General features: G+C 74.7%; 17 protein-coding genes. 15 read left to right on the top strand and 2 right to left on the bottom strand.

The window, feature by feature from the left end; translation table 11 throughout:
- Positions 1-201: 201 nt before the first annotated feature.
- Positions 202-1,773: a DUF4192 domain-containing protein gene (locus ACYP53_RS02390; protein ID WP_189922359.1), complete on the top strand. Its 1,572-nt coding sequence runs from the start codon at positions 202-204 to the stop codon at positions 1,771-1,773.
- Between the two features lie 30 nt (positions 1,774-1,803).
- Here ACYP53_RS02390 and ACYP53_RS02385 read toward each other — a convergent pair whose 3' ends face one another.
- Positions 1,804-3,117 (bottom strand): alpha/beta fold hydrolase, encoded by a 1,314-nt coding sequence (locus tag ACYP53_RS02385; protein ID WP_459646527.1) that lies wholly within the window; start codon positions 3,115-3,117, stop codon positions 1,804-1,806.
- Positions 3,118-3,883: 766 nt separating this feature from the next.
- Here ACYP53_RS02385 and ACYP53_RS02380 point away from each other — a divergent pair.
- The 8 genes from ACYP53_RS02380 to ACYP53_RS02345 all read left to right on the top strand — a co-directional run bounded on the left by ACYP53_RS02380 (position 3,884) and on the right by ACYP53_RS02345 (position 14,728).
- Complete coding sequence (locus ACYP53_RS02380; RefSeq protein ID WP_459647944.1) at positions 3,884-6,007, top strand: glycogen debranching N-terminal domain-containing protein; 2,124 nt, start codon at positions 3,884-3,886, stop codon at positions 6,005-6,007.
- A 196-nt stretch (positions 6,008-6,203) separates the two neighbouring features.
- A complete protein-coding gene (locus tag ACYP53_RS02375; RefSeq protein WP_189922363.1) occupies positions 6,204-6,962 on the top strand; it encodes an NUDIX hydrolase in 759 nt (252 codons plus the stop codon).
- Positions 6,963-7,191: 229 nt separating this feature from the next.
- Positions 7,192-7,470 carry a hypothetical protein gene (locus ACYP53_RS02370; protein ID WP_189922365.1) on the top strand — a complete coding sequence of 93 codons (279 nt, stop codon included), beginning with the start codon at positions 7,192-7,194 and terminating at the stop codon, positions 7,468-7,470.
- 256 nt (positions 7,471-7,726) lie between these two features.
- On the top strand, positions 7,727-9,349 hold the full coding sequence (locus tag ACYP53_RS02365) for an ATP-binding cassette domain-containing protein (RefSeq protein ID WP_459646526.1): 1,623 nt from the start codon (positions 7,727-7,729) through the stop codon (positions 9,347-9,349).
- A gap of 3 nt (positions 9,350-9,352) precedes the next feature.
- The gene (locus tag ACYP53_RS02360; protein WP_189922375.1) at positions 9,353-10,258 is read left to right on the top strand and encodes a hypothetical protein; all 906 of its coding nucleotides are present in this window, start codon (positions 9,353-9,355) and stop codon (positions 10,256-10,258) included.
- Between the two features lie 197 nt (positions 10,259-10,455).
- Complete coding sequence (locus tag ACYP53_RS02355) at positions 10,456-11,388, top strand: FadR/GntR family transcriptional regulator (RefSeq protein WP_308437616.1); 933 nt, start codon at positions 10,456-10,458, stop codon at positions 11,386-11,388.
- Positions 11,389-11,865: 477 nt separating this feature from the next.
- Complete coding sequence (locus ACYP53_RS02350) at positions 11,866-13,518, top strand: RNA polymerase sigma factor (protein WP_189922380.1); 1,653 nt, start codon at positions 11,866-11,868, stop codon at positions 13,516-13,518.
- A gap of 346 nt (positions 13,519-13,864) precedes the next feature.
- Positions 13,865-14,728 (top strand): S1 family peptidase, encoded by an 864-nt coding sequence (locus ACYP53_RS02345; RefSeq protein ID WP_189922462.1) that lies wholly within the window; start codon positions 13,865-13,867, stop codon positions 14,726-14,728.
- A gap of 223 nt (positions 14,729-14,951) precedes the next feature.
- On the opposite strand, the gene ACYP53_RS02340 is transcribed toward ACYP53_RS02345, so the two are convergent.
- A complete protein-coding gene (locus ACYP53_RS02340) occupies positions 14,952-15,185 on the bottom strand; it encodes a DUF7455 domain-containing protein (RefSeq protein WP_189922382.1) in 234 nt (77 codons plus the stop codon).
- A gap of 537 nt (positions 15,186-15,722) precedes the next feature.
- Between ACYP53_RS02340 and ACYP53_RS02335 the strand changes: the two genes are divergently transcribed.
- From ACYP53_RS02335 to ACYP53_RS02310, 6 genes are all read left to right on the top strand, one after another.
- Entirely contained in the window at positions 15,723-17,834 is a 2,112-nt protein-coding gene (locus tag ACYP53_RS02335; protein ID WP_189922384.1) for a DNA gyrase/topoisomerase IV subunit B, read from the top strand.
- Between the two features lie 166 nt (positions 17,835-18,000).
- Positions 18,001-18,465, top strand: coding sequence for a DUF1453 domain-containing protein (locus ACYP53_RS02330; RefSeq protein ID WP_459646525.1), 465 nt, complete (start codon positions 18,001-18,003; stop codon positions 18,463-18,465).
- 92 nt (positions 18,466-18,557) lie between these two features.
- Positions 18,558-19,718, top strand: coding sequence for a sensor histidine kinase (locus tag ACYP53_RS02325; RefSeq protein WP_459646524.1), 1,161 nt, complete (start codon positions 18,558-18,560; stop codon positions 19,716-19,718).
- On the top strand, positions 19,715-20,404 hold the full coding sequence (locus ACYP53_RS02320; protein ID WP_459646523.1) for a response regulator transcription factor: 690 nt from the start codon (positions 19,715-19,717) through the stop codon (positions 20,402-20,404). The genes ACYP53_RS02325 and ACYP53_RS02320 overlap by 4 nt, the downstream gene beginning before the upstream one ends.
- Before the next feature lie 130 nt (positions 20,405-20,534).
- A complete protein-coding gene (locus ACYP53_RS02315; RefSeq protein WP_229929022.1) occupies positions 20,535-21,230 on the top strand; it encodes a DUF485 domain-containing protein in 696 nt (231 codons plus the stop codon).
- Positions 21,227-23,032, top strand: coding sequence for a solute symporter family protein (locus ACYP53_RS02310; RefSeq protein WP_459646522.1), 1,806 nt, complete (start codon positions 21,227-21,229; stop codon positions 23,030-23,032). The genes ACYP53_RS02315 and ACYP53_RS02310 overlap by 4 nt, the downstream gene beginning before the upstream one ends.
- The last annotated feature ends 117 nt before the right edge of the window (positions 23,033-23,149 follow it).

The following is a 23,149-nucleotide window of genomic DNA, read 5'->3' as shown; positions in this document are numbered from 1 at the left end:
CAAGCGGCGAATGCCGGGGAGGCGGACAAGGGGAAGACCGGGTGTATTTCATCCGCTGATCCGCTGAACGGCAGTCAAAATCCACTCGGTCGAGGGCGTGTCGCTTGCTCCGAATGAGCGAAGGAAAATCTGAGGCCGGAGTTATCCACAGAAAAAAGTCGGTTTCGGCGCCGTTCGCGGATTGCGTCCACTCTTGCGGCCATGAACGCGATGAACAACGAACACGTCATTCTGTCCCTCGGCCCGGCTTCCGAGCACCGGCCGGTCGTCATGCGCGGTCCGGCCGACATGGCCGAGCTGCTGCCCTACTTCCTGGGGTTCTACCCCGACGACAGCATCGTCGCGGTCGGCCTCCACGGTCCCGATCTGCGCCAGGGCGGGGTGATCCGGGCGGACCTGCCGGACTCGCCCGCGCAGTGGCCGGCCGCCGCGGAGGAGACGGCCGCTCTGTTGGTCGCCCTCGCCGAGCGGCACGGCGCCCGACCGCTCCAGGTGCTCCTCTACCTCTGCCAGGATCCCGGCGCGCCGCACGCCCCGCCGGTGGTGGACGGCCTGCGGCCGCTGGCCGCCGACCTCAGGGCGGCCTTCGGACGCCGGGGCGTCGCGGTCAAGGAGTCGCTGTGCGTCTCCGACGGCCGCTGGTGGTCCTTCCTCTGCCGCGGCACCGGGTGCTGCGACCAGGCGGGCAACCCGGTGCGGCGCGGCCCCGACCCGGGCCCGGCGGCCGCCGCCGCGACGGTCGCCGGCCTGGTGCCGCGCGGCAGCCGCAAGGCGATCCTCGGCGGGCTGGTCCCGATCGGCCCGCCGGAGGACGCCGCGCAGCGCGAGGCGCTCGTCCGGGCCGAGGCGGCCGTGGGCTCCTTCTCCCGGGAGCAGGGCATCGCGCTGCTCGACCAGGCGGTCGCCGAGTTCGCGGCCGGCGCCCGGGAGCTCGATCCGGACCGGACGGCCCGGCTGCTGCTCGCCCTGCGGGACCGGATCGTCCGGGACCGCGGCGTCGAGTACGCCCGGCCCGCCGAGCTGGCTCCCGCCGAGCGGCTCTGGCGCTTCCTCGCCCGGCGGGCCGTCCCGTCGTACGAGAGCTGTGCGGTGGCCCCGCTCACCCTGCTCGCCTGGGCCTCCTGGGTCGCGGGGGACACGGCGACGGCCAGGGTCGTGCTCGGCCACGTCCTGCGGCTCGACCCGGACTACCTGCTGGCCGAGCTGCTCTACGAGTCGCTCAACGACGGGATGAGGCCCGGGGCGCTGCTGGCCGCGGTCGAGGCCCAGCGGCGGCGGCGCGAGCAGCACGCGTCCGGGTCGGCCCCGGACGGTGCCCCGCTACCGGCCGATGACCCGTCGCCCTCCGACGGGGCGGCGCCCGCGGCCCCGGTGCCCTCGGTCACGGCATCCCCGACGCCGGTGGGTGAGGTCCCCGACGGGGGGCCCGGCCGGGCCTCCGGCGCCCGCCGACGCCGCCGGGGCGGCCGTCGGAAGGGCGCGCCCGCGGCACCGGCACCCGCCCCGGCCGACCCCGGGCCGGGCGGCATCCCGCGCCCGTCCGGTCCCGACGGGCCGGCGCCGGACGGTGGCGCCCCCGGTCCGGTCGCCCTGCTGCCCGCACCCGCCCGGGCCTCGGCCCCCGGGTGCGCCCGCCCGGCCGGCGAACGATCCGCCAGGGGCCTGCGGCTCGGCCGCGCGGCGGGGTGCGCGCCGGCCGCTCGCTCCGGAAGCGGCCTGCACCGGTGCCGCGGGGTCCGGCGGGCGGCGAGGGGAGGTCGCCGTGCCCACTGAACCTCCCTCGCCGGACGGGGCGGTGGGCTGCTAGACCTCGCCGTGCGCCATCTTGATCAGGCGGTCCAGCACCTTGCCGCCGCTCACCCGCAGGCCGTCGTGCTCCCACTCGTTGGTGATCCAGGTCCGCAGGCCGCGCACCGCGCGGGCGGTCTCCAGCGAGTCGGCGGTGTCCACGTACATGTCGTCGTGGTACACCGCCGCCACGACCGGGACGCTGTTGGCGGCCAGCCGCGCCCGGTCGTACAGGTCCGGCCAGTCGGTGCGGGCGGCGAGCAGCTCCGCGGTCTCCTTCAGCGGGCGCAGCGCCGGATCGGTGTCGAACATCCAGGGGTAGATCATCTCCCCGGTGAACAGCACCGGTGCGTCGGACCCGAGCGCGGCCCGGGCGTCGAACTGCGGGAACTCCTTGCGGAGCCGCTCGGCCGACCAGGCGGTGCCGCCCTGGTCCACCGACCGCTGGCCGTAGATCGACTCGTGCAGCACCGCGTACAGCGGGCCGCCCGCGAAGGAGAGCTGGGCCTGGGCGCCGGCCAGGAAGGTGTCGGAGAGCTCGGGCCCGGCCGCGCCCTCCACCCAGGCCTCCTCCAGCAGGTAGTGCAGGACACCGGAGCCGCTGCCGCCGCCGAGCAGCATTCCGAGGGCCTGGAACGCCTCGACGGTGAGCACCCCGCCGTCCGGCAGGGCGGCGGGGGAGTGGGCGAGGTGCGCGGCGATCCGCCGCACCGCCTCGACGTCCTGCGGGAACCGGGCGTAGTGGTTCTCGTTCTTGCTGACCACGCGCGGGTAGGCGGCGCGGTAGACGTCGTCGGCCGAGCTGCCGAGGCCGGCCAGCCCGCCGGTGATGAAGGCCTCGGTCAGGCCCTCAGGAGCGATGGAGAGGTAGGTGAGGGTGCAGAAGCCGCCGAAGCTCTGGCCGAGGACGCTCCAGCGCCGATCGGCGCCGAGCAGCCGGGCGCGGATCAGCTCGGCGTCCCGGACGATCGAGTCCGCGCGGAAGTGGGCCAGGTAGTCCGCCTGCTCCTGCGGGCCGCCGCGCCGGACGAGGGTCTGCCGGGTCGCGGGCGTGGACCGCCCGGTGCCGCGCTGGTCGAGCAGGAGGACCCGGTAGTCGTCCAGGGCGCGCTCCAGCCAGGCGTCCCGGCCGAGCGGGCGGGCGGCCTTGCCGCCGGGCCCGCCCTGGAGGAAGAGCAGCCAGGGCAGGTCGTCCCGCTCACGACCGGCGGCCACCACCTCGCGGGCGTACACCTCGATCTGCTCGCCCTGCGGGGCCGCGTGGTCGAGGGGTACCTGGAAGGCGTGGTCGGTCGTGACAATCCCGGGCAGCCGGCTGATGGTGGACATGCAACTCCTCGGTCTCTGCTGGTCACAGCGCTGGCGTCGCGGTTCACGGGGTCACCGGGTGCGGGGCCGCGACCCCCGCACCGTATCCTGGCGGCGGTCGAGCGCCGGTTCGACCGTCCCCGCCGATCCGAGCGGGCGGCCGGCACCGGCCGGAGCCGCCACGAGCCGCCACGAGCCGCACCGACGGCAGTCGGGGAAGCCCGGATCCGGGCCCGGGTCGCGGGCGACGACGGGCCCGCGGCGAGGCCGTGGTGACACTCCGGCGGAAGCGGCACGACCGCCCCGACGGGGCCGGTCCCGACCAGCGGCGGCCACGGCGGGGCGTGACCTGGCGGCGGTGCGCGGCGTTCACCCCGGGGGCCCTGCGCCCGGACGGACTCCGACCGGCGGCGCGGCACCCGGCCGCCCCGGGCACCGACGGTGGCCCGGCCACACGCGGCACCGGGGCCCGGTCGCCACGAGCGGCCGGCCGGTCCGGAGGACGCGGCCCACGGGGCGGGGCGTCACCGGTGGTCCGGGACACCGGGCCCGACGGTGTGCCGGGTACGGCGCCCGGGCCCGACGCGAAGGCACGGCGGTACCGGTTCCGGCCCGGTACCGAGCACCGCTTGGCACGGCCCGGCACCGGGTACGGCCAGACACGGCACATCCGCCGACGGGGAACCCCGCCGGCCCGGCACCATCAGCACGCGATCGAGCATGCTCGCGGCCCACCGGCCTGACCCGGCCACCGGACCGCCGAGGGGAGGAGAGTCCGGTGACCGCCATGAGGCCACCACAGGCCATGCCGGCCGAGAGCGTGGTCGGCGCGCCGAGACCGGTCGGGCGTTCCGACCAGGTCCCGCCGACCGGCCCCGGGGGCGCACCCGTCGGCCCGGGTCGGCCCGCGGCCCCGCCGCGCCCGCAGCCACCCGCCGTCCACCACGCGGTGATCTGCGTCAACGCCCCGGCGATGGCCGCCTCCGGCCCCGACGGCCAGCTGCGCGGCCACGGCCTGCACGGCTTCTACCGCAACGGCGTCCGGGCGCTCGCCCGGATGGAGCTGCGACTGGGCGGCATGGAGCCGCTGCCGCTCCAGGGCGCGCTGACCAGCACCGCGCAGGCCCGCTTCCTCGGCGCCGTCCGCCTCCCCGGCGACCTCGACCCGGACCCGGCGCTCACCGTCGAGCGGCTGCGCCACGCGGACGGCGTGGAGACGGTCGTCGTGCGCAACACCGGCGCCCGACCCGCCCGGCTGCCGCTGGAGATCGCCGTCGGCACGGACCTCGGCCCGGTCGCCGAGATCGCCGCCGGGCACCGCTCGCCCGACCTGCCGGGGCAGGTGCAGTCCGCCGGGCTGCGCTGGTCGGGCCCGGTGCACAGCGCCGTAGTGAGCGCCAAGCCCTCCCCGCACGCCGTCCTGGCCGGCGCCGGGGTGCTCCGCTGGGACCTGGAGGTCCAGCCCGGCGCCCGCTGGTCGGTCGAGCTGCGCACCGAGCTGGAGAGCGCGGCCACCGGTCCCCGCCCGCCCGGTGGCCGCGGCACCGGCGTGCCGCTGCCCTGGTCCGAGCCCGATGTCCGCAGCGACGACTCCCGGGCCGCCCCGCTGGTCTCCCGCTCCCTGGACGCCCTCGGCGGGCTGCTGTTCGCCGACCCGGACCGGCCGACCGATCTCTACCCGGCCTCCGGCGCGCCCTGGCGCTTCGGCCTCGCCCCGGCCGACGCGCTCTGGGCGGCCCGGCTCACCCTCCCGCTCGGCACCCGGCTGGCCGCCGGCACCCTCCGGGCGCTGGCCCGCCGTCAGCAGCTCGCCCCCGCCCCGGGCCGCACCGAGGGCTTGCTGCCCGGCGCCCTGCGGCACGGCGGCCCGGAGCTGCCGCCCACCTGCACCGCCACCGAGGCCACCCTGCTGTTCGTCACGGTGCTGGCGGAGGCCTGGCGCTGGGGCCTGCCCCGGGCGGAGGTCGCCGAGCTGCTCCCCGCCGCCGAACGGGCCTTGGCCGCCCTGCACGAGGGCCTGGCCGACGGCTTCGTCATCGACCTGAGCCGCCCCGCCGAGGAGCGCTCCGCCCACCCGGCGGCCGCCCGCGCCGAAGTCCAGGCGCAGGCCCATCGGGCCGCCCTGCACGGCGCCGAACTGCTGGAGGCCTTCGGCCGTCCGGGCGCCGACGGCTGGCGCAGCTGGGCCGCCGAGCTGCGCGGCCGCTTCCGCGAGCGGTTCTGGATCGACGACCTCTCCGGGGGCCGTCCGGCCGCCGGGCTGGCTCCGGGCGGCCAGCCGCTGCCCGCCGTCGCCTCCTCCCTGGTGCACCTGCTGGACACCGGGCTCGCCGCCGACGGCGAACGGCACGAGAGCCTGCTGGACCGCGAGCAGACGCGGCTGCTCGCCCAGCGCCTGGTCGCGCCGGAGCTGGACAGCGGCTGGGGCCTGCGCACCCTCAGCGCCAAGTCCCCCCGCTTCAACCCGCTGGGCCACCGCGGCGGCGCGGTGCGGGTCCACGAGACGGCGCTGGCGATCGCGGGGCTGGCCGAGGCCGGCCACGAGAACGAGGCCGGCGCCCTGCTGGAGGGCCTGCTCGCCGCGGCCGCCCACTTCGAGGGGCGGCTGCCGGAGATGTACGCGGGGGAGCAGCGCACCCCGGGCTGCCAGCCCGTGCCGCACCCGGCCGCCTGCCGCCCGGCGGCGGTCTCCGCGGCCGGTGCCGTGCACGCGGTGTTCGCGCTGGCCGGGGTCCGGCCCGACGTGCCGGGAGGCCGGGTCCTGGTCCGCCCGGCCAGCACCGCCCCGCTCGGCGAGCTGGAGCTGACCGGACTGCGGGTGGCGGGCGAGCCCTTCTCGGTCCGGGTGAGCCGGATCGGGGTGGCGATGGTCGAGGAGGCGCCTGCGGCCCTGCAACTCGTCGCCCGCTGAGCCGCCTGAGCTGCCCGGCCGCCCGCTGAGCCGCCTGCGGCGCCTGCCGGGCGACCGGCGCCGCTCCGCGGACACCGGCCCGAGAGGCCCGGCCCGCCCGTGCGCGAACCGTTCCGGGCGGGCGGGCCCGCCGGTCTCACGCGGTCCGTGTGCAAGGCCTGTGCTTATCGTCAGAGAGACGACTATGATCGGCGCCATGTCGCGTTACGATCCGTCGGCCTTCCCCCCGTTCGCAGTCACGGTTGACCTGGTGGTGCTGACGGTGCGCGACCACTCGCTCTGCGCCCTGCTGGTCAGACGAGGCGAGCCACCCTTCCAGGGGTACTGGGCCCTGCCCGGTGGCTTCGTCCGCCCGGACGAGGGCCTGGCCGAGGCCGCCTCGCGGGAGCTGGCCGAGGAGACCGGTCTGCGCGCGCACTCGGCACCGGGCCACGAGGCGGTCGGGCCCGGTGCGGCCGGAGCCCACCTGGAGCAGCTCGCCACCTACGGCCATCCGCAGCGCGACCCCCGGATGCGGGTGGTCAGCGTCGCCTACCTCGTGCTCGCCCCCGACCTGCCGACGCCCCGGGCCGGCGGCGACGCCAGCAGCGCCCGCTGGGCCCCGGTCGGCGAGCTCCTCGGCGACAACCCGGTGGACGGCGTGCCGCTCGCCTTCGACCACGGGCTGATCCTCGCCGACGGAGTGGAGCGCGCCCGCTCCAAGATCGAGTACTCCTCCCTCGCGACCGCCTTCTGCCCGACCGAGTTCACCGTCGGCGAGCTGCGCCGGGTCTACGAGGCGGTCTGGGGCGTGGTACTGGACCCGCGGAACTTCCACCGCAAGGTCACCGGCACCCCCGGCTTCCTGCTGCCCTCCGGCGGCACGACGACCCGCCAGGGCGGCCGCCCGGCCCAGCTGTTCACCGCCGGTGGCGCGACCGTTCTCAACCCGCCCATGCTCCGCCCGGAGTCCTGAGCCGCACCGGCCTCGTCCGGGTCGGGCACCCGGGGCCCGCCCGCAGGCGGCTCCCCGCGGCCCGACCGCAGGCCGCTCCCCGGAGTTCGACCCCGGCTGCCTCCCGGGCCCGTCGGCGGGCAGCCGAACGGCCCGGTCCGGCTGCGGTTCCGCGGGGACCGGCGCACAGTGGCCGGTGGACGCTTCGGCCGCCGGGGCCGAAGGCCCTCCGGACCCCGGGAGCCCCGTGATGGTCCCCAAGGACTGCGCGCACCAGCGATTCCTCATCGAGGGGCTGGTGGCCGACTACGAGAGCCTCGACGCGACCACCACCGCCACCGAGCAGGAGCTGGCCGCCCTCGAGGCCGGGCGGGCGGCGCCCGAGTCGATCGCCGCCGTGGAGGAGAGGCTGGCGGCGGAGCGCGAGCAGCTGGGCCAGCTCACGGTCGAGGGTCGGGCGGCCGTCGACGAGTTCCGGGCGGTCTGCGGCGGCGAGAAGCTCCCGCCGCTGCCCTGGTCGCCCGGCTAGGAGCGGCGGCCGGGAGCGGGGCCCTCCGCCCGCGGTCCGGGAGGGGCCGGAGCGCACGGTCACGTGAATCGCAGGATCGGATTTTCCCCTGATCGGGTGAGGCGGGCAGGCGGCGGGCCCGCGCCGTTCCCGTAATGCCCGGAATAGCCCCCGCCGCCCCCTAATGTGCTGGCGCGGAGCCGTGCGGGCGCAGGCCGGCCCATCAGGGGGCGCTCCGTGCCGAGCAGGTCGGCCGAGGGCATGGGAGCAGCCAGCGATGATCCAGATCACCGGACTGACCAAGGTCTACCGCAAGGGGGCCCCGCCCGCGGTGCTCGACCTGACCTTCGACGCCAGGCCCGGCGCGGTGACCGCGCTGCTCGGCGCCGAGGGTGCGGGCAAGTCCACCGCGCTGCGGCTGATGCTCGAACTCGAGCGCGGCCAGGGCGTCACACTCTTCGACGGCCGCCCCTACCGCAGGCTGCGCCGTCCCGAGCGTGAGGTCGGCGTGCTGCTGCCCGGTCCGGGAGAGGGCGTGGCCGCGGTGGCGGGGCACCCCGGTCGCAAGGCGCAGGGCCACCTGCGGATGCTCGCCGCGGCCGTCGGCGTCCCGGCCCGGCGGGCCGACGAACTGCTGGAGCAGACCCGGCTGGCCACCGTCGCCGGGCAGCGGCTGCGCACCTTCTCGCCCGGTATGCACCGTCGGCTGGCCCTGGCCGCCGCCCTGCTCGGCGACCCCGGCACGCTGCTGCTGGACGCGCCCACCGAGGGGCTGTCGCCGCGCAACGTCGAGTGGTTCCATTCCTTCCTGCGCTCGTTCGGCGTCGCCGGGGGGACGGTCCTGGTGACCACCCGCACCCCGCAGGAGGCCTCGCAGCTCGCGGACCGGGTCGTCACCCTGGACCGCGGACGCCTGGTGGCCGATCAGCCGGTCGCGGAGTTCCGCCGGACCAGGCTCAGCCCCGAGGTCGCCGTCCGGGGGCCGCAGATGGCGCGGCTGGCGGACTTGCTGGTCAGCCAGGGCGCCGAGGTCCGCCGTGACGGCAGCGTGGGCCTCGCGGTAGCCGGCATCGACCGCACCGAGATCGGCGAACTCGCCTACCGCCACGGGATCCTGCTGCACGAGCTGGCCGACCGGGTGGTCGAGCAGCCAGCGCCCAGGGTCGTCCTGCCGGTCGCCTCGGGCCGCTCCGGTCACCTCCGGGTCCGTCCGGTACCGGACGCCGAAGCGAGCGCCGAGCCCAGCCCGGAGCCGGTCGTCGACCCGGTGGCCCTCGACCCGGTGGCTCCGGACTCGGGAGCTTCTAAACCGGCGACCGACGAGCCGGCCCCCGGGCCCGCGCTGCCGTCCGCCGTCGGGCCCGCCGAACCCGCCGAACCCGCCGAACCCGTAACTGGACCCGCCGCTGACGCACCCGGCAGCGACCCCGACCGCGTGGCCACCACCCCGCAGCGCCGGGTGCCGCGACCCCAGGACGACGCCTCCCTGCCCACCCGTGCCCTGCCCGTCGCGGTGGTCGCGGCCCTCCCGGCCCTGGGCACACCCGCACCCCGGCCCGCCGAGCACGACGACCGCACCGAACGCGCCCAGCTCACCCAGCGCACCGAACGCGCCGACCGCACTCGGCGCACCGCCCGCGCCGAGCCCGTCGAGCGCAGCGGGATCGGCGCGCCGGCCCCCACCGTCGCCGTCGACCGGCTCTTCCGCGACGACCCCGTCCCGGCCGACGTCCCGGCCGATCACCCGGTCCCGGCCGGGGAGGCGGCCCGTGCCAAGCCCCCGGGCCGCCGGGTGAACGCCGACCTGCTGACCGACGACACCGTCCGCCTCCGTCGCCTCACCTCGGGCGCGACCGCCGCCCCGGCCCCCGCCACCACCGACGACCACCGGAGCGAGTGAACCGTGCGTGTCCTGGCCTACGAGCTGCGCCGCCTGTGCGGCCTGCGTTCCACCTGGCTGCTGCTCGCCGCCGTGCTGATCGGCGACGCCGCCGTGGCCGCCGTCCTGGCGAGCCAGACCCCGGGCGGCCAGTTGGCCGCCCCCGCCGGGGTGCGGCTGCTGACCGCCACCGTCCCGCTGATCCCGCTGCCGTTCGCCGCCCTCGGCGCCGGGGTGCTGGGCGCGCTGTCGTACGGGCACGAGGTGCGCCACCCGGGGCTGCCGGCCTCGCTGGTGTCGTACCCGCGCCGGGTGCGGCTGCTGCTGGCCAAGCTGCTGGTGGTCGGCCCGGTGGCGGCGCTGCTGGCGCTGGCCACCCTGCTGCTGGACACGGTGGCCGTGCACCTCGCGCTGCCGGGCGGGGTGACGGTGGCGGCCTGGGCGGAGCCGGCCGCACTGTCGGCCCGGGTGTCCGAGGTGGTGAGCGGCGCCGGGCTGTCCGGCCTGTCCGACCTGCCGGGCTTCTTGGCCCCGTTGGCGCTGCCGGCGGGTCACGGGGCGCCGGCCGCGCTGCTGGCGTTCGTCCTGCTGACGGTCGTGGCCGCCTGGACCGGGGTGCTGACCGCGTCGCTGACCCGCAGCGCCGCCGTCGGGGTGCTGCTGCTCTGCGCGCTGCCGCCGCTGCTGGAGTCCGGCGTGGCCCTGCTGCTGCGCCGCACCGGTCGGCCGTGGCCGGTGCGCGCGGCCGAGCTGCTGCCGTTCCAGTCCGGCATCGAGTGGGCCTACGGCTGGGTGTACGGCGGGGCGCACGAGGCGGTGGTCGGGAGCGTGTCGCTGACCGACCCGGCGCTGCTGGCGGCGGTCGCGGCCCCCGCGGCCGTGCTGCTGCTCGCCGCCCTGCTCGTCCAGGCCCGCCGTCGTACGCCGTAAGACCTCGCCGTCGCACGCCGTAGAGCCTCGCCGTCGTACGCCGTAGAGCCTCGCCGTCGTACGCCGCGGACTCCCGCCGCCACGGGGTACCGGGGGTCGGCTGCCCCGAAGGACCAAGATCGACCAGCAGTGACCGTATTGAGCGGTTCTTCCTGATAAGAAGTCAATTATCCAGTCACGGGCGATCACCCTTTCGTGTGCTTTTCACGAGAATTCTCAAGCCGCGCCTGCCGATCGCCGACAAAGGAGGCGTGAGTACCCTTGCGCACCCCACCATGACCCCCGCCCGTTCCGCCGATGGGCCCATCCACGGCTCCGGCGACCTGGACCGCTTCTCGTACGCCGACCGGCCGACCCCGCCGGCGCCCCGCTGGGAGGGCGCCGAGTCCGACATCGCCCGGGTCGGCCGCAAGACCACCAGCAGCCGCGGCCGCGGTCTGCACGGCCAGCTGGTCCAGCAGCTCGGCCAGATGATCGTCTCCGGCGACCTCGGCGCGGACCGCCCGCTGGTGCCGGAGGAGATCGGCCAGCGCTTCGAGGTCTCCCGGACGGTCGTCCGCGAGTCGCTGCGCGTGCTGGAGGCCAAGGGCCTGGTCAGCGCCCGGCCGAACGTCGGCACCCGGGTCCGTCCGGTCACCGACTGGAACCTGCTGGACCCGGACATCATCGAGTGGCGCGCCTTCGGCCCGCAGCGGGACGAGCAGCGCCGGGAGCTGTTCGAGCTCCGCTGGGCGATCGACCCGCTGGCCGCCCGGCTGGCCGCCGGCCACGGCCGGGAGGACGTCCAGCAGCGGCTGGTCGAGCTGGTCGAGATCATGGGCCACGCCGCCGCCCAGGCCGACCTCTCCACCTACACCCGGGCCGACGCCGAGCTGCACGGCCTGGTCCTGCAGATGGCCGGCAACCGGATGCTGGAGCACCTGTCCGCGATCGTCGCCTGTGCCCTGCAGGTCTCGGGCGGCCCGGCGATCTCCTGCGAGCGGCCCACCGAGTCCTCGGTCGGCCTGCATGCCCGGCTGGTGGACGCGCTGGGGGCCGGCGACGGCGCCGCGGGCGAGGTCGCGATGCGGGCGCTGCTCACCGTCCACCCCGAGATCGAGCCGTCCGTCCCCGCGCCCCGGGAGCACTGAACGGGCCGTTCCCGACGGGCGGAGGCAGCGGGCCCGACGGCCCGCTCCGCCGGAGGCCCTCCGGTCGCACCGCGCGGCGCAGCCGGAGGGCCTCCGCATGCGTGCGGCGGCCCGGGGTCCGGAAGGGGTGGGCCGACACCCCTCCGCAACCCGCCCGGTCCATGACAAAGGTTTCGGCGCGAGTGCGCGATGATGGAATCCGGCCCGGTGGCCGCGGGCACCACGTGGTGTGACCCGCGACACGAAGGCCATGCGTAACACTTGACGAGTAGCAGCGATGTCTCCTGAGCGGGAGCAGCTCCGGAATACTCCAACATGTCAGAATGCTGTGTTGGTCCGCGGCGCTGCTGCCGTCCTGCAAACCCAGTCCTCAAGCCCGAGTCGGTCGGAATCGACACCGCGCGTCCGACGCGCGATTTCCTTCCCCGCCCGCTCGGGCGGCCGGTACGGGTTCGAGTCCACTCATCGTCCGAGAGGTTGTTCGTGTCGGCCAGCACATCCCGTTCGCTTCCCCCCGAGATCGCCGAGTCCGCGGCTCTGCTGGCGCTCATCGAGCGGGGCAAGGCCCAGGGGCAGATCGCCGGTGACGACGTGCGCCAGGCGTTCGAGGCGGACCAGATCCCGGTCACCAAGTGGAAGAACGTCATGCGCAGCCTCAACCAGGTGCTGATTGAGGAGGGGGTGGACCTCATGGTCAGCGCGGCCGAACCGGCCGGCGCCAAGCGCAAGAGCGTTGCTGCCAAGAGCCCCACCAAGCGCACCGCCACCAAGGCTGTCACCACCCGGACCCCGGCCGCTCCGTCGGCCCCGACCAAGCCGCCCGTGCGGATCGCCCCCGGCGCCCCCGTCGCGGCTCCGGCCGTCGCCGCCGCCGCGGCCCCGGCCCCCACCGTCTCCGCCGAGATCACCGTCGACGAGTCGACCGCCCTCGGCACCGAGGTCAAGGCCGTCGCCGCGAAGAAGGCCGCCCCGGCGAAGAAGGCCGCGGCCAAGAAGACCGCCGCGCCGGCCAAGAAGACCGCCGCCAAGAAGACCGCCTCCGCCAAGTCCGGCAAGGGCGGCGAGGAGGAGCTGCTCGGCGAGGAGGAGCTGCTCGAAGAGACCGCTCTGCCGGGCGACAAGGCCGAGGCCGAGACTCCGGAGGAGGAGTCGGACCAGGGCTTCGTCCTCTCCGACGACGACGAGGACGACGCGCCGGCCCAGCAGGTCGCCGTCGCCGGTGCCACCGCCGACCCGGTCAAGGACTACCTGAAGCAGATCGGCAAGGTCCCGCTGCTCAACGCCGAGCAGGAGGTCGAGCTCGCCAAGCGCATCGAGGCCGGCCTGTTCGCCGAGGACAAGCTCTCGGCCGCCGACAAGCTCGCCCCCAAGCTCAAGCGCGAGCTGGAGATCATCGCCGAGGACGGCCGCCGCGCCAAGAACCACCTGCTGGAGGCCAACCTCCGTCTGGTGGTCTCGCTGGCCAAGCGCTACACCGGCCGTGGCATGCTCTTCCTGGACCTGATCCAGGAAGGCAACCTGGGCCTGATCCGTGCGGTCGAGAAGTTCGACTACACCAAGGGCTACAAGTTCTCGACCTACGCCACCTGGTGGATCCGTCAGGCGATCACGCGCGCGATGGCCGACCAGGCCCGCACCATCCGCATCCCGGTGCACATGGTCGAGGTCATCAACAAGCTGGCCCGCGTCCAGCGTCAGATGCTCCAGGACCTGGGCCGCGAGCCCACCCCGGAGGAGCTGGCCAAGGAACTCGACATGACCCCCGAGAAGGTCATCGAGGTCCAGAAGTACGGCCGTGAGCCGATCTCGCTGCACACCCCGCTGGGCGAGGACGGCGACAGTGAGTTCGGTGACCTGATCGAGGACTCCGAGGCGGTCGTCCCGGCCGACGCGGTCTCCTTCACCCTGCTGCAGGAGCAGCTGCACTCGGTGCTGGACACCCTGTCCGAGCGCGAGGCCGGCGTGGTCTCGATGCGTTTCGGCCTGACCGACGGCCAGCCGAAGACGCTCGACGAGATCGGCAAGGTGTACGGGGTCACCCGTGAGCGCATCCGCCAGATCGAGTCGAAGACCATGTCGAAGCTGCGCCACCCGTCGCGCTCCCAGGTGCTGCGCGACTACCTGGACTGATCGGCGGCGATCGTCGAAGAGGAGGCCCGGAGCCGTTACGGCTCCGGGCCTCCCGGCGTTTCAGGGTCCGTCCAGGGTCTGTCCAGGGTCCGTGCCGGGGAGGTTCGCGGGCCCCGTCGGCTCCGTCGCGGCCGTTCAGGGGCCGCGCAGAGGCTGTTCAGGGGGCCTCCGGGGCTGTTCGGGTCCGGGCGTGTCAGCGTCCGGGTGGTGGTTGTCGCTCGTCCGGGTGGCGGGGCGGCGGGAAGCGGTCGCACCGCGTAGTCGATCACCTACGCTGTGCCGGTTGCCTGCTGCCGAGCCTTCTGGAGTCACGGTGCCGACCGAGCCGGACCGCACTGACCTGTCGATCCCCGCCCCGCTCCGGGCGGACCCGGCCGCCGCCCGGGCGAACCGCCGTCGCCGGGCCGCCGTACTGGCGCTGCTCGCCGCGGTGCCCGTCCCGCTGGTCGCCCTCGGGGCGGCGGCGCCGGCCCAGGCGCAGCGCCGGGTGGTCGGCGGCAACGCCGCGAGCACCGTCGACCACCCGTGGATCGTGGCGCTGGCCAGTCGCCAGCAGTTCGGCAGCGGCCGCTCCGGTCAGTTCTGCGGGGGTGCGCTGGTCACACCGACCAAGGTGGTGACGGCCGCGCACTGCTTCTACGACGAGGCCAAGGGCCGGGTGGAGCGGCCGGGTCTCAAGGTGATCGTCGGCCGGGACGACATGCGCGGGACCTCCGGTCGGGAGGTGGCGGTGCAGTCGGTCTGGATCCACCCGGAGTACTCCTTCGCCGCCAACATGGACGACGTCGCGGTGCTCACCCTGGCCGAGTCCCAGGGTTCGAGGCCGGTGGTCGAGTTGGTCGGCCAGGGCGAGACCGGGCCGTACGCGGCCGGGACCAGGGCGCAGGTGTACGGCTGGGGGGACACCACCGGGCGGGGCGACTACTCGCCGGTGCTGCGCGGGGTGGACGTGTCGGTCGTCCCTGACCAGACCTGTGCGCACGCCTATCCGGGCGGGCAGGACGGCAAGTTCGACGCCCGGGGCATGGTCTGCGCGGGCGAGGAGAAGGGCGGCAAGGACGCCTGCCAGGGTGACAGCGGCGGCCCGCTGGTGGTCGGCGGGCGGCTGGTCGGCCTGGTGTCCTGGGGGACGGGCTGTGCCGAGGCGGCCCACCCGGGCGTCTACACGCGGGTGTCCTCGGTCGCGGACGCGGTGCGCTCGGTGCTGTGAGGGGTCGGGCGCACTCCGTGGGCGTCGCGCCGGGTGAGGCGGCGGTCACGTTCTGACGCCGCGTCGGGCGACGGGCCAGAGGGCGGGCTGAACGCGGGAGAAGCGCCGGGAGAACAGCAGAGCCGGACGACCGGCCCCCGGAGGGGTCGGCCGCCCGGCTCACCGGTCGCACGTGGTGTGCAACCGGACACAGCTCGACGCTGGCTGCTGGTGGCGCCTGGGATCAGCGCTCTTCCTCGGCGGCCGTTGCCGTCGTGGTGGTGGTGAGACGGCCGCTCTCGTCCTGTATCTCCACGGCGATCTTCTTGAGCTCGGGCTCGAACTTCCGGCCGTGGTGGGCGCAGAAGAGCAGCTCGCCGCCGCTGGCGAGTACGACGCGCAGGTAAGCCTGGGCGCCGCAGCGGTCGCAGCGGTCAGCCGCGGTGAGCGGGCTCGCAGGTGTCAGAACAGTAGTCACGTCGCCTCTTCTCTAGCTCGACGAGCTGTCGTACCAGGGTCAACATCCAACCAGGCCGAAAACGTTCCCGCTCGTGGCTTTTCTTCTCTGAGGATTCTGCTGTGTTGATGAGGACGTGCCCCGGGCGCCGGTGGTTCATGCCTGCCGGATACCGGGATCCGCCCGTCGCTCGAACGTCCGATCGGGATCGGGTCCGAGGTCCGCGTAGCATAATCCTCTGCCGGGTTGGAGCATAAGCCCCGTCCCGGGCCCCGGTAGCCTGCATAACGGCAGTTCCGGAGCCTGTGCCAGGCCCCACGAACCGCCAGGACCGGTGCTACCGGGAGGAGATGGCACCCCCGGGCTCACACCCGGGAGCAGTCCTTGTTCGCGCAGCGCGTACAAGCTGCGCGGGGCCGGTTCGTCGTGCTGCGCACCCGGCGGAGGGGCGCGGGCACGCAGAGCGACGGGTGTCGGTGCGGCGTGCTGCACTGGCGTTTGATCCGGATCCGTCCGGATGTGACCGATGAGACAGAACTTCACCGAGGAGAGTGCCGCGTGAGTGCCGAAACGACCGTGCCGTCCGCGCTGCTGGCCGGCGACGACGGTTCCAACTACACCGCGCGGCACCTGCTCGTCCTGGAGGGGCTGGAGGCGGTCCGCAAGCGCCCCGGCATGTACATCGGCTCGACCGACAGCCGCGGCCTGATGCACTGCCTCTGGGAGATCATCGACAACTCCGTCGACGAGGCGCTGGGCGGCTACTGCGACCGCATCGACGTCGTGCTGCACCCGGACTCCTCCGTCGAGGTCCGCGACAACGGCCGCGGCATCCCGGTGGACGTCGAGCCCAAGACCGGGCTGTCCGGCGTCGAGGTCGTGATGACCAAGCTGCACGCCGGCGGCAAGTTCGGCGGCGGCTCCTACGCGGCTTCCGGCGGTCTGCACGGCGTCGGCGCCTCGGTCGTCAACGCCCTCTCCGCCCGGCTGGACGTCGAGGTCGACCGCAACGGCCACACCCACGCGATCAGCTTCCGCCGCGGCACCCCCGGCATCTTCACCGAGACCAGCCCGGACGCGCCGTTCGAGCCCGCCAACGGCATGACCAAGGCCCGCAAGGTGCCGAAGACCCGCACCGGCACCCGGATCCGCTACTGGGCCGACCGGCAGATCTTCCTCAAGGACGCCAAGCTCACCCTGGACACGCTGCACAGCCGCGCCCGGCAGACGGCCTTCCTCGTCCCCGGCCTGACCATCGTCGTGCGTGACGAGCGGCTCACCGAGAGCGAGAAGGTCGAGGAGTCGGTCTTCCGCTACGACGGCGGCATCGCCGAGTTCTGCGAGTTCCTGGCCCCCGACAAGCCGGTCTGCGACGTGCTGCGGCTGCGCGGCGAGGGCAGCTTCAAGGAGACCGTGCCGGTCCTGGACGAGCTCGGGCACATGACCCCCACCGAGGTCACCCGCACCCTCGGCGTGGACATCGCGCTGCGCTGGGGCGCCGGCTACGACACCACCCTGCGCTCCTTCGTCAACATCATCGCCACCCCCAAGGGCGGCACCCACGTCACCGGCTTCGAGCGCTCGCTGGCCAAGACCGTCAACGAGGCCCTGCGGGCGGGCAAGCTGCTGCGCGTGGCCGAGGACGACATCACCAAGGACGACGCCACCGAGGGCCTCACCGCGGTGGTCACCGTCCGGCTGGCCGAGCCGCAGTTCGAGGGCCAGACCAAGGAGGTGCTCGGCACCTCCGCGGCCAACCGGATCGTGGCCGCCGTCGTCGCCAAGGAGCTCAAGGCCTTCCTCACCTCGTCCAAGAAGGACGAGAAGCTGCAGGCCAGGGCCGTGCTGGACAAGGTCGTCGCGGCCGCCCGCACCCGGGTCGCCGCCCGCCAGCACAAGGAGGCCCAGCGCCGCAAGACGGCGCTGGAGACCAGCTCGCTGCCCGCCAAGCTGGCCGACTGCCGCAGCGACGACGTCGACCGCAGCGAACTGTTCATCGTCGAGGGTGACTCCGCGCTCGGCACCGCCAAGCTCGCCCGCAACTCCGAGTTCCAGGCGCTGCTGCCGATCCGCGGCAAGATCCTCAACGTGCAGAAGGCCTCGGTGAGCGACATGCTCAAGAACGCCGAGTGCGCCGCGATCATCCAGGTGATAGGGGCCGGTTCGGGCCGCACCTTCGACATCGACCAGGCCCGCTACGGCCGGGTCATCTTCATGGCCGACGCCGACGTCGACGGCTCGCACATCCGCACCCTGCTGCTCACCCTCTTCCACCGCTACATGCGGCCGATGGTCGAGCAGGGCCGGGTCTTCGCCGCGGTGCCGCCGCTGCACCGGATCGAGCTCACCAGCCCCAAGCGCGGCCAGGAGAAGTACCACTACACCTACTCCGACGCCGAACTGCGTTCCACCCTGCTGGAGTTCCAGCGCAAGGGGCAGCGCTGGAAGGAGCCGGTGCAGCGCTACAAGGGTCTGGGCGAGATGGACGCCGACCAGCTGGCCGAGACCACCATGGACCCGCGCCACCGCACGCTGCGCCGGATCAACCTGGGCGACCTGGAGCAGGCCGAGCGGATCTTCGACCTGCTGATGGGCAACGACGTCGCCCCGCGCAAGGAGTTCATCGTGGACTCGGCGGCCACCCTGGACCGCTCCCGCATCGACGCCTGACGCAGGTCTGCTGACCCGTCCGGCCGGGCCCTCCACCCACGGGTGGAGGGCCCGCGCGTTTTCCTTCCACCCGAGCTCCACCCCGGCTCCGATCAGCGGGAACGCCCCGGTCCGTAGCGTCGGAGAGGTCAGCAGAACCCTTTCCGTCGGGACGGAGAAACAGCCGATGAGTGCCCTCGCCAACCTCCTCGTCATCGCCGTGGTGGTGATCGTGGTGGTCCAGCGCCAGATGCGGGTGCAGCGCCTGGAGACCGAGCGCCGCTTCTGGCTGCTGCCACTGATCCTGGGCGCGCTCGCGCTGCGCGACCCGCAGCTGATCGACCACGGGCACACCGGTCTCTCGGTCGCCCTGCTGGCCGCCGGACTGGTCACGGTGCTCGCCATGGGCTCCGTCTGGGGCTGGACCGTCCGGCTCTGGCGGGACGCCGACGGCACCGTCCTGGCCAAGGGCACCAAGGCCACGATGGCCGCCTGGGGTGGGATGATCGCCGTCCGGGTCGCCCTGTACGGGATCGGCTCGGCGCTGCACGTCCACCAGTCGGGCAGTTCGCTGATGCTCGGCATGGCGGTCCTGCTGCTGGTGCGCTCGCTCGTGGTGAACTGGCGGGCCCGGATGCTGGAGCCCGCGTAGCGGTCCGCCGCGCCGTGCGGCGGACCGCAGTGATCCAGCGCAGTGACCACCGCCGGTGAGCCCCGGGCCACCGTGAGCACGAGGAGGCATCCGTGGCCGGGTGGTACGGGACCCGCTGGCCGTCCCGCGAGGGGCTGGAACGCGAGGCCGAGAGCCGGCCACGGCGGATCCTCACGGTGCTGGGGCGGATCGTCCTGCTGAGCGTGGTCTGCTGGGGCACCTTCTCCGGCGGCCGGTACACCGGCTGGGCCCTCGCGGCGGCGGTGGCCGGACTGGTCGCAGCCGTCGCCCTCAGCGTCGGTTTCCTGCGCGCCACCCGGGAGCAGCGCCCGGTGCCGTCGTCGGTGTCCGCCGTCGCCGTGTTCGGGGCCGGCTGGGTGGCCCACTGGGGGCAGGCCCCCACGCTCGGCGACGTCCTGTGGTGCGGGCTGGCCGTGATCTCGCTGGTCCGGTTGCCACTGGTGCCCGCGGTGGTCGTCGCGGTGGCGGCCATGGGCTCGTACACGGTGGTCAGTCCGGCGGACTGGGTGGGGATCGGCGGCACCGTGGTCGGGATCGCTCTGCTCGGCTACCTGCTGCGGCTGGACGTCGAGGCGCGCGGCACCGCGCGCCGGCTGCTGGTGCAGGAGCGTGCCGCCCGGGCGGCCGAGGCGGAGAGCGCCGCGCTCGCCGAACGGGCCAGGATCGCCCGGGAGATCCACGACGTGCTCGCCCACAGCCTCTCCGCGCAGCTCGTCCACCTGGAGGCGGCCCGGCTGATGCTGGAGCGCGGCACCGACCGGGAGCAGATCCGCGAACGGGTCGTCGCCGCCCGGAGGATGGCGCAGGACGGGCTGGTCGAGACCATGCAGGCGCTCTCCGCGCTGCGCGGGGAGCTCACGCCGGTCGGGGAGTTCCTGGTCGAGCTGACCGGCCGGGAGCGGGCCGCCCTCGTCGTCACCGGCACGCCCCGGCCGCTCGCCGCCGAGCCCGCCCTCGCGCTGCGGCGCACCGCGCAGGAGGCGGTGACCAATGTGCGCAAGCACGCGCCCGGCGCCCGCTGCTCCGTGGAACTGCGCTACCTGGAGGGGGTGGTGGAGCTGGAGGTGCGCAACACCCGCCCGCCGCGCGCCCAGGCCGGGGGTGAGCTGGCCGACAGCGGCAGCGGGTACGGTCTGCTGGGAATGCGCGAACGCGCGGAACTGCTCGGCGGCACGCTGCGGGCGGGGCCGGAGGACGGAGGGTGGCGCGTGCTGCTGCGGGTGCCGGCATGACGGAGGCGGTCACCAGGGTGCTGGTGGCGGACGACCAGACGGTGGTGCGCGAGGGCATCGTGATGCTGCTGGGGCTGCTGCCCGGCATCGAGGTGGTCGGCGCGGCGGGGGACGGGGAGGAGGCCGTCGCCCTGGTGGAGCGGTACCACCCGGACGTGGTGCTGATGGACCTCCGGATGCCGCGCTGCGACGGCGTGGAGGCGACCCGGCGGATCCGGGCGGCGCACCCGGAGACCGAGGTGGTGGTGCTCACCACCTACGCCGACGACGACTCGCTGTTCCCGGCGCTGCAGGCCGGAGCGCGCGGCTACCTCACCAAGGACGCCGGCGCCGAGGAGATCGCCCGGGCTGTCGCGGACGTCCGCGCGGGTGCGGCCGGGCTCTCGCCGCAGGTCCAACTCCGCTTGCTGGAGCGGCTGTCGGAGCAGCCGGGCCGGTCCGGCCCGGCGGCCGAGCGGCCCGCCGCCCGGCCGCGGGAGCTGCCCGACGGGCTGACCGTGCGGGAGGCCGAGGTGCTGGCGCTGATCGCGGAGGGGCTCTCCAACGCCGAGATCGCCCAGCGGCTGTTCGTCAGCCAGGCCACCGTGAAGACGCACATCAACAACCTGTTCGCCAAGACGGCGGTGCGGGACCGGGCGCAGGCGGTCGCGTACGCGTTCCGACACGGAATCACCGGTACGCAGTAGTAGTCGGATGAGTGCCTGTCGGATCATCGACCACCTCATCGAGTGAACGTATCTGCGATGGTCGGAGGGGCCGTCCGGCGGCCTCCATCATGGTTCGGGACAGAACGTCCGGCCCGTCGCAGGAGCAGCAGTGCCACAGCAGCAGACGAGCAGTCCCGGTCAGGGGCAGCGTTTCGACTGGTGGGCCGCTCCGGCTGCCGCCACCCCGTCGGACGCCGTCCCGTCCGACCCCCCTGTGCCCGGTGCCGCTCTGTCCGGCGTCCCCTCGCCCGGTGCCCCGTCCGGCACCCCGTCCGAGCCGCCGGCCCCGCACCGCCGACCGGCCGTACCGGCGCAGCCCGCACCCGCCCGGACGGCCCCCGTCCGGGCGGAGCGGTCACCGGCGCCGGCCACGGCCGAGCCGGTGGCCGGCAGCGCTCCGGCGGGCCGGTCCGCGGGACCGGCGGACCGGCGGGACACCCCGGTCCCGGCGGCGGTCCCGGCGGCCGAGGCCGCCCCGGCCGCCACCACCGACAGCACCGAGGTCTACCGGGCCGTCCAGGCCAGCGCCGCCTTCCAGGACATCCGCCACAGCTACCGGTCGTTCGTCTTCCCGGTCTCCGGCGTCTTCCTCGGCTGGTACCTGATGTACGTCGCCGCCCAGGCCGCCGCCCCCGGCCTGATGCGCATCCAGGTGGCCGGGCCGTTCAACGTCGCCTGGCTGCTGGGCCTGCTGCAGTTCGCCTCCACCTTCCTGCTCACCTGGCTCTACGCCCGCAACGCCCGGACCAAGCGCGACCGCGCCGCCCTGGGGCTGCGCTGGGACACCCAGGACCAACTGCGATGACGAGCGTGATGACCACCCTGATGACCGGCGCGGTGAAGAACACGGTGACGACCGTGCTGACGACCGCCACCCCGCCCCCCGTCGCCCCCACCGGCGACCACCACTCGCTCGCGATCGCGCTGTTCGCCGTCGTCGTCCTGGTCACCCTGGGCATCACCCTCTGGGTCGGCCGCCGGGGCAACGCCGCCGAGGACTTCTACGCCGGCGGCCGCGACTTCACCCCGCTGCAGAACGGCTTCGCGCTCTCCGGCGACTACCTGTCCGCCGCCTCCTTCCTGGGCGTCGCCGGGCTGATCGCCCTGTACGGCTACGACGGCGTGCTCTACAGCATCGGCTTCCTGGTCGCCTGGCTGGTCGTGCTGATGCTGGTCGCCGAGCTGGTCCGCAACGCCGGCCGGTACACCCTCGCCGACGTGCTCGCGCTGCGGCTGCGCCGGCGCAAGGTGCGCGCCGCGGCCGGCGGCGCCAGCGTCGTCGTGACCCTGCTCTACCTGGTCGCCCAGATGGTCGGCGCCGGTTCGCTGGTCGCCCTGCTGCTCGGCACCGACAGCCCGGCCGCCCGGACCTGGACGATCATCGCGGTCGGCGCCCTGATGATCGTCTACGTCACGATCGGCGGGATGCGGGCCACCACCTGGATCCAGATCATCAAGGCCTTCCTGCTGGTCACCGGCTCGGTGCTGCTCACCGTGCTGCTCGTGGTCCGCTTCCACGGCGACCTCGGCGAGCTGATGCGCCAGGCGGCGCAGCACAGCGGCGCCGGGCGCCGCTACCTGGAGCCCGGGCTCAAGTACGGCAAGACCTTCACCAGCCGGCTGGACTTCTTCAGCCTCGGCCTCGCCCTGGTGCTCGGCACCGCGGGCCTGCCGCACATCCTGTCCCGCTTCTACACCGTGCCCACCGCGCGGGCCGCCCGGCGCTCCACGATGTGGGCGATCGGCCTGGTCGGCGGCTTCTACCTGATGGCCATCGCGCTCGGCCTCGGCGCCACCGCGCTGGTCGGCTCGGCCGAGGTGCGGCACGCCAACTCGGCCGGGAACACCGCCGTCCCGCTGCTCGCCCTGGTGCTCGGCGGCGGCAACGGCAGCACCGGCGGGGTGGTGCTGTTCGCGCTGATCTCGGCGATCGCCTTCGCCACCATCCTGGCCGTGGTCGCCGGGCTGACCCTGGCCTCCTCGGCGGCCTTCGCCCACGACATCTGGGCCGGGGCCTGGCGCAACCGGCCACGGCGGGAGCGGACGGGGCGGCAACGGGCGGGGCGGCAACGGACCGGCCTGCGCGGCCGGGTGAGCCGGCCGGCGGCCGAGGGCGTCCCGGCCTCCCGGTCGGGCGAGGACCCGGGGCCCGCGGCCGGCGAGCAGCAGGAGGTCGTGGTCGCCCGGTTCGCGGCCGGCGGGATCGGCGCGGCGGCGATCGTGATCAGCCTCTACGCCCAGCAGCTGAACGTCGCCTTCCTGGTCGGCCTGGCCTTCGCCGTCGCGGCCTCGGCCAACCTGCCCGTCCTGCTGTACAGCCTGTTCTGGTCGCGGTTCACCGCCCGGGGTGCGGTCTGGTCGGTGTACGGCGGGCTGGTCCCGGCCATCGTGCTGGTGTTCTTCTCGCCGGTGGTCTCGGGCACCAAGGTGGCGCTGTTCCCCGGTGTCGACTTCCACTGGTTCCCGCTGGAGAACCCCGGCATCGTCTCGATCCCGCTCGGGTTCCTGGCGGGCTGGATCGGGACGATCACCTCGCCCGAGCCGGCCGACCCGGACCGCTTCGCCGAGCTGGAGGTGCGTGCCCTCACCGGTGCGGGCGCGGCCTGAGCCGTCGCGCCCCGGGGAACCCCGGCGGGCCTGGGGCCGCCGGGGTTCCCGCCTGTCCGGGGGCGGATCCGGGCAGCCGGGGTTAGGGCGTGTCTGACAATTCCCGCCGGGCGCGCG

This window comes from Kitasatospora sp. Ki12 (assembly GCF_054601375.1).
Note: the sequence above shows the minus strand (reverse complement) of the source record. Positions and strands in the feature narration are given on the sequence as shown.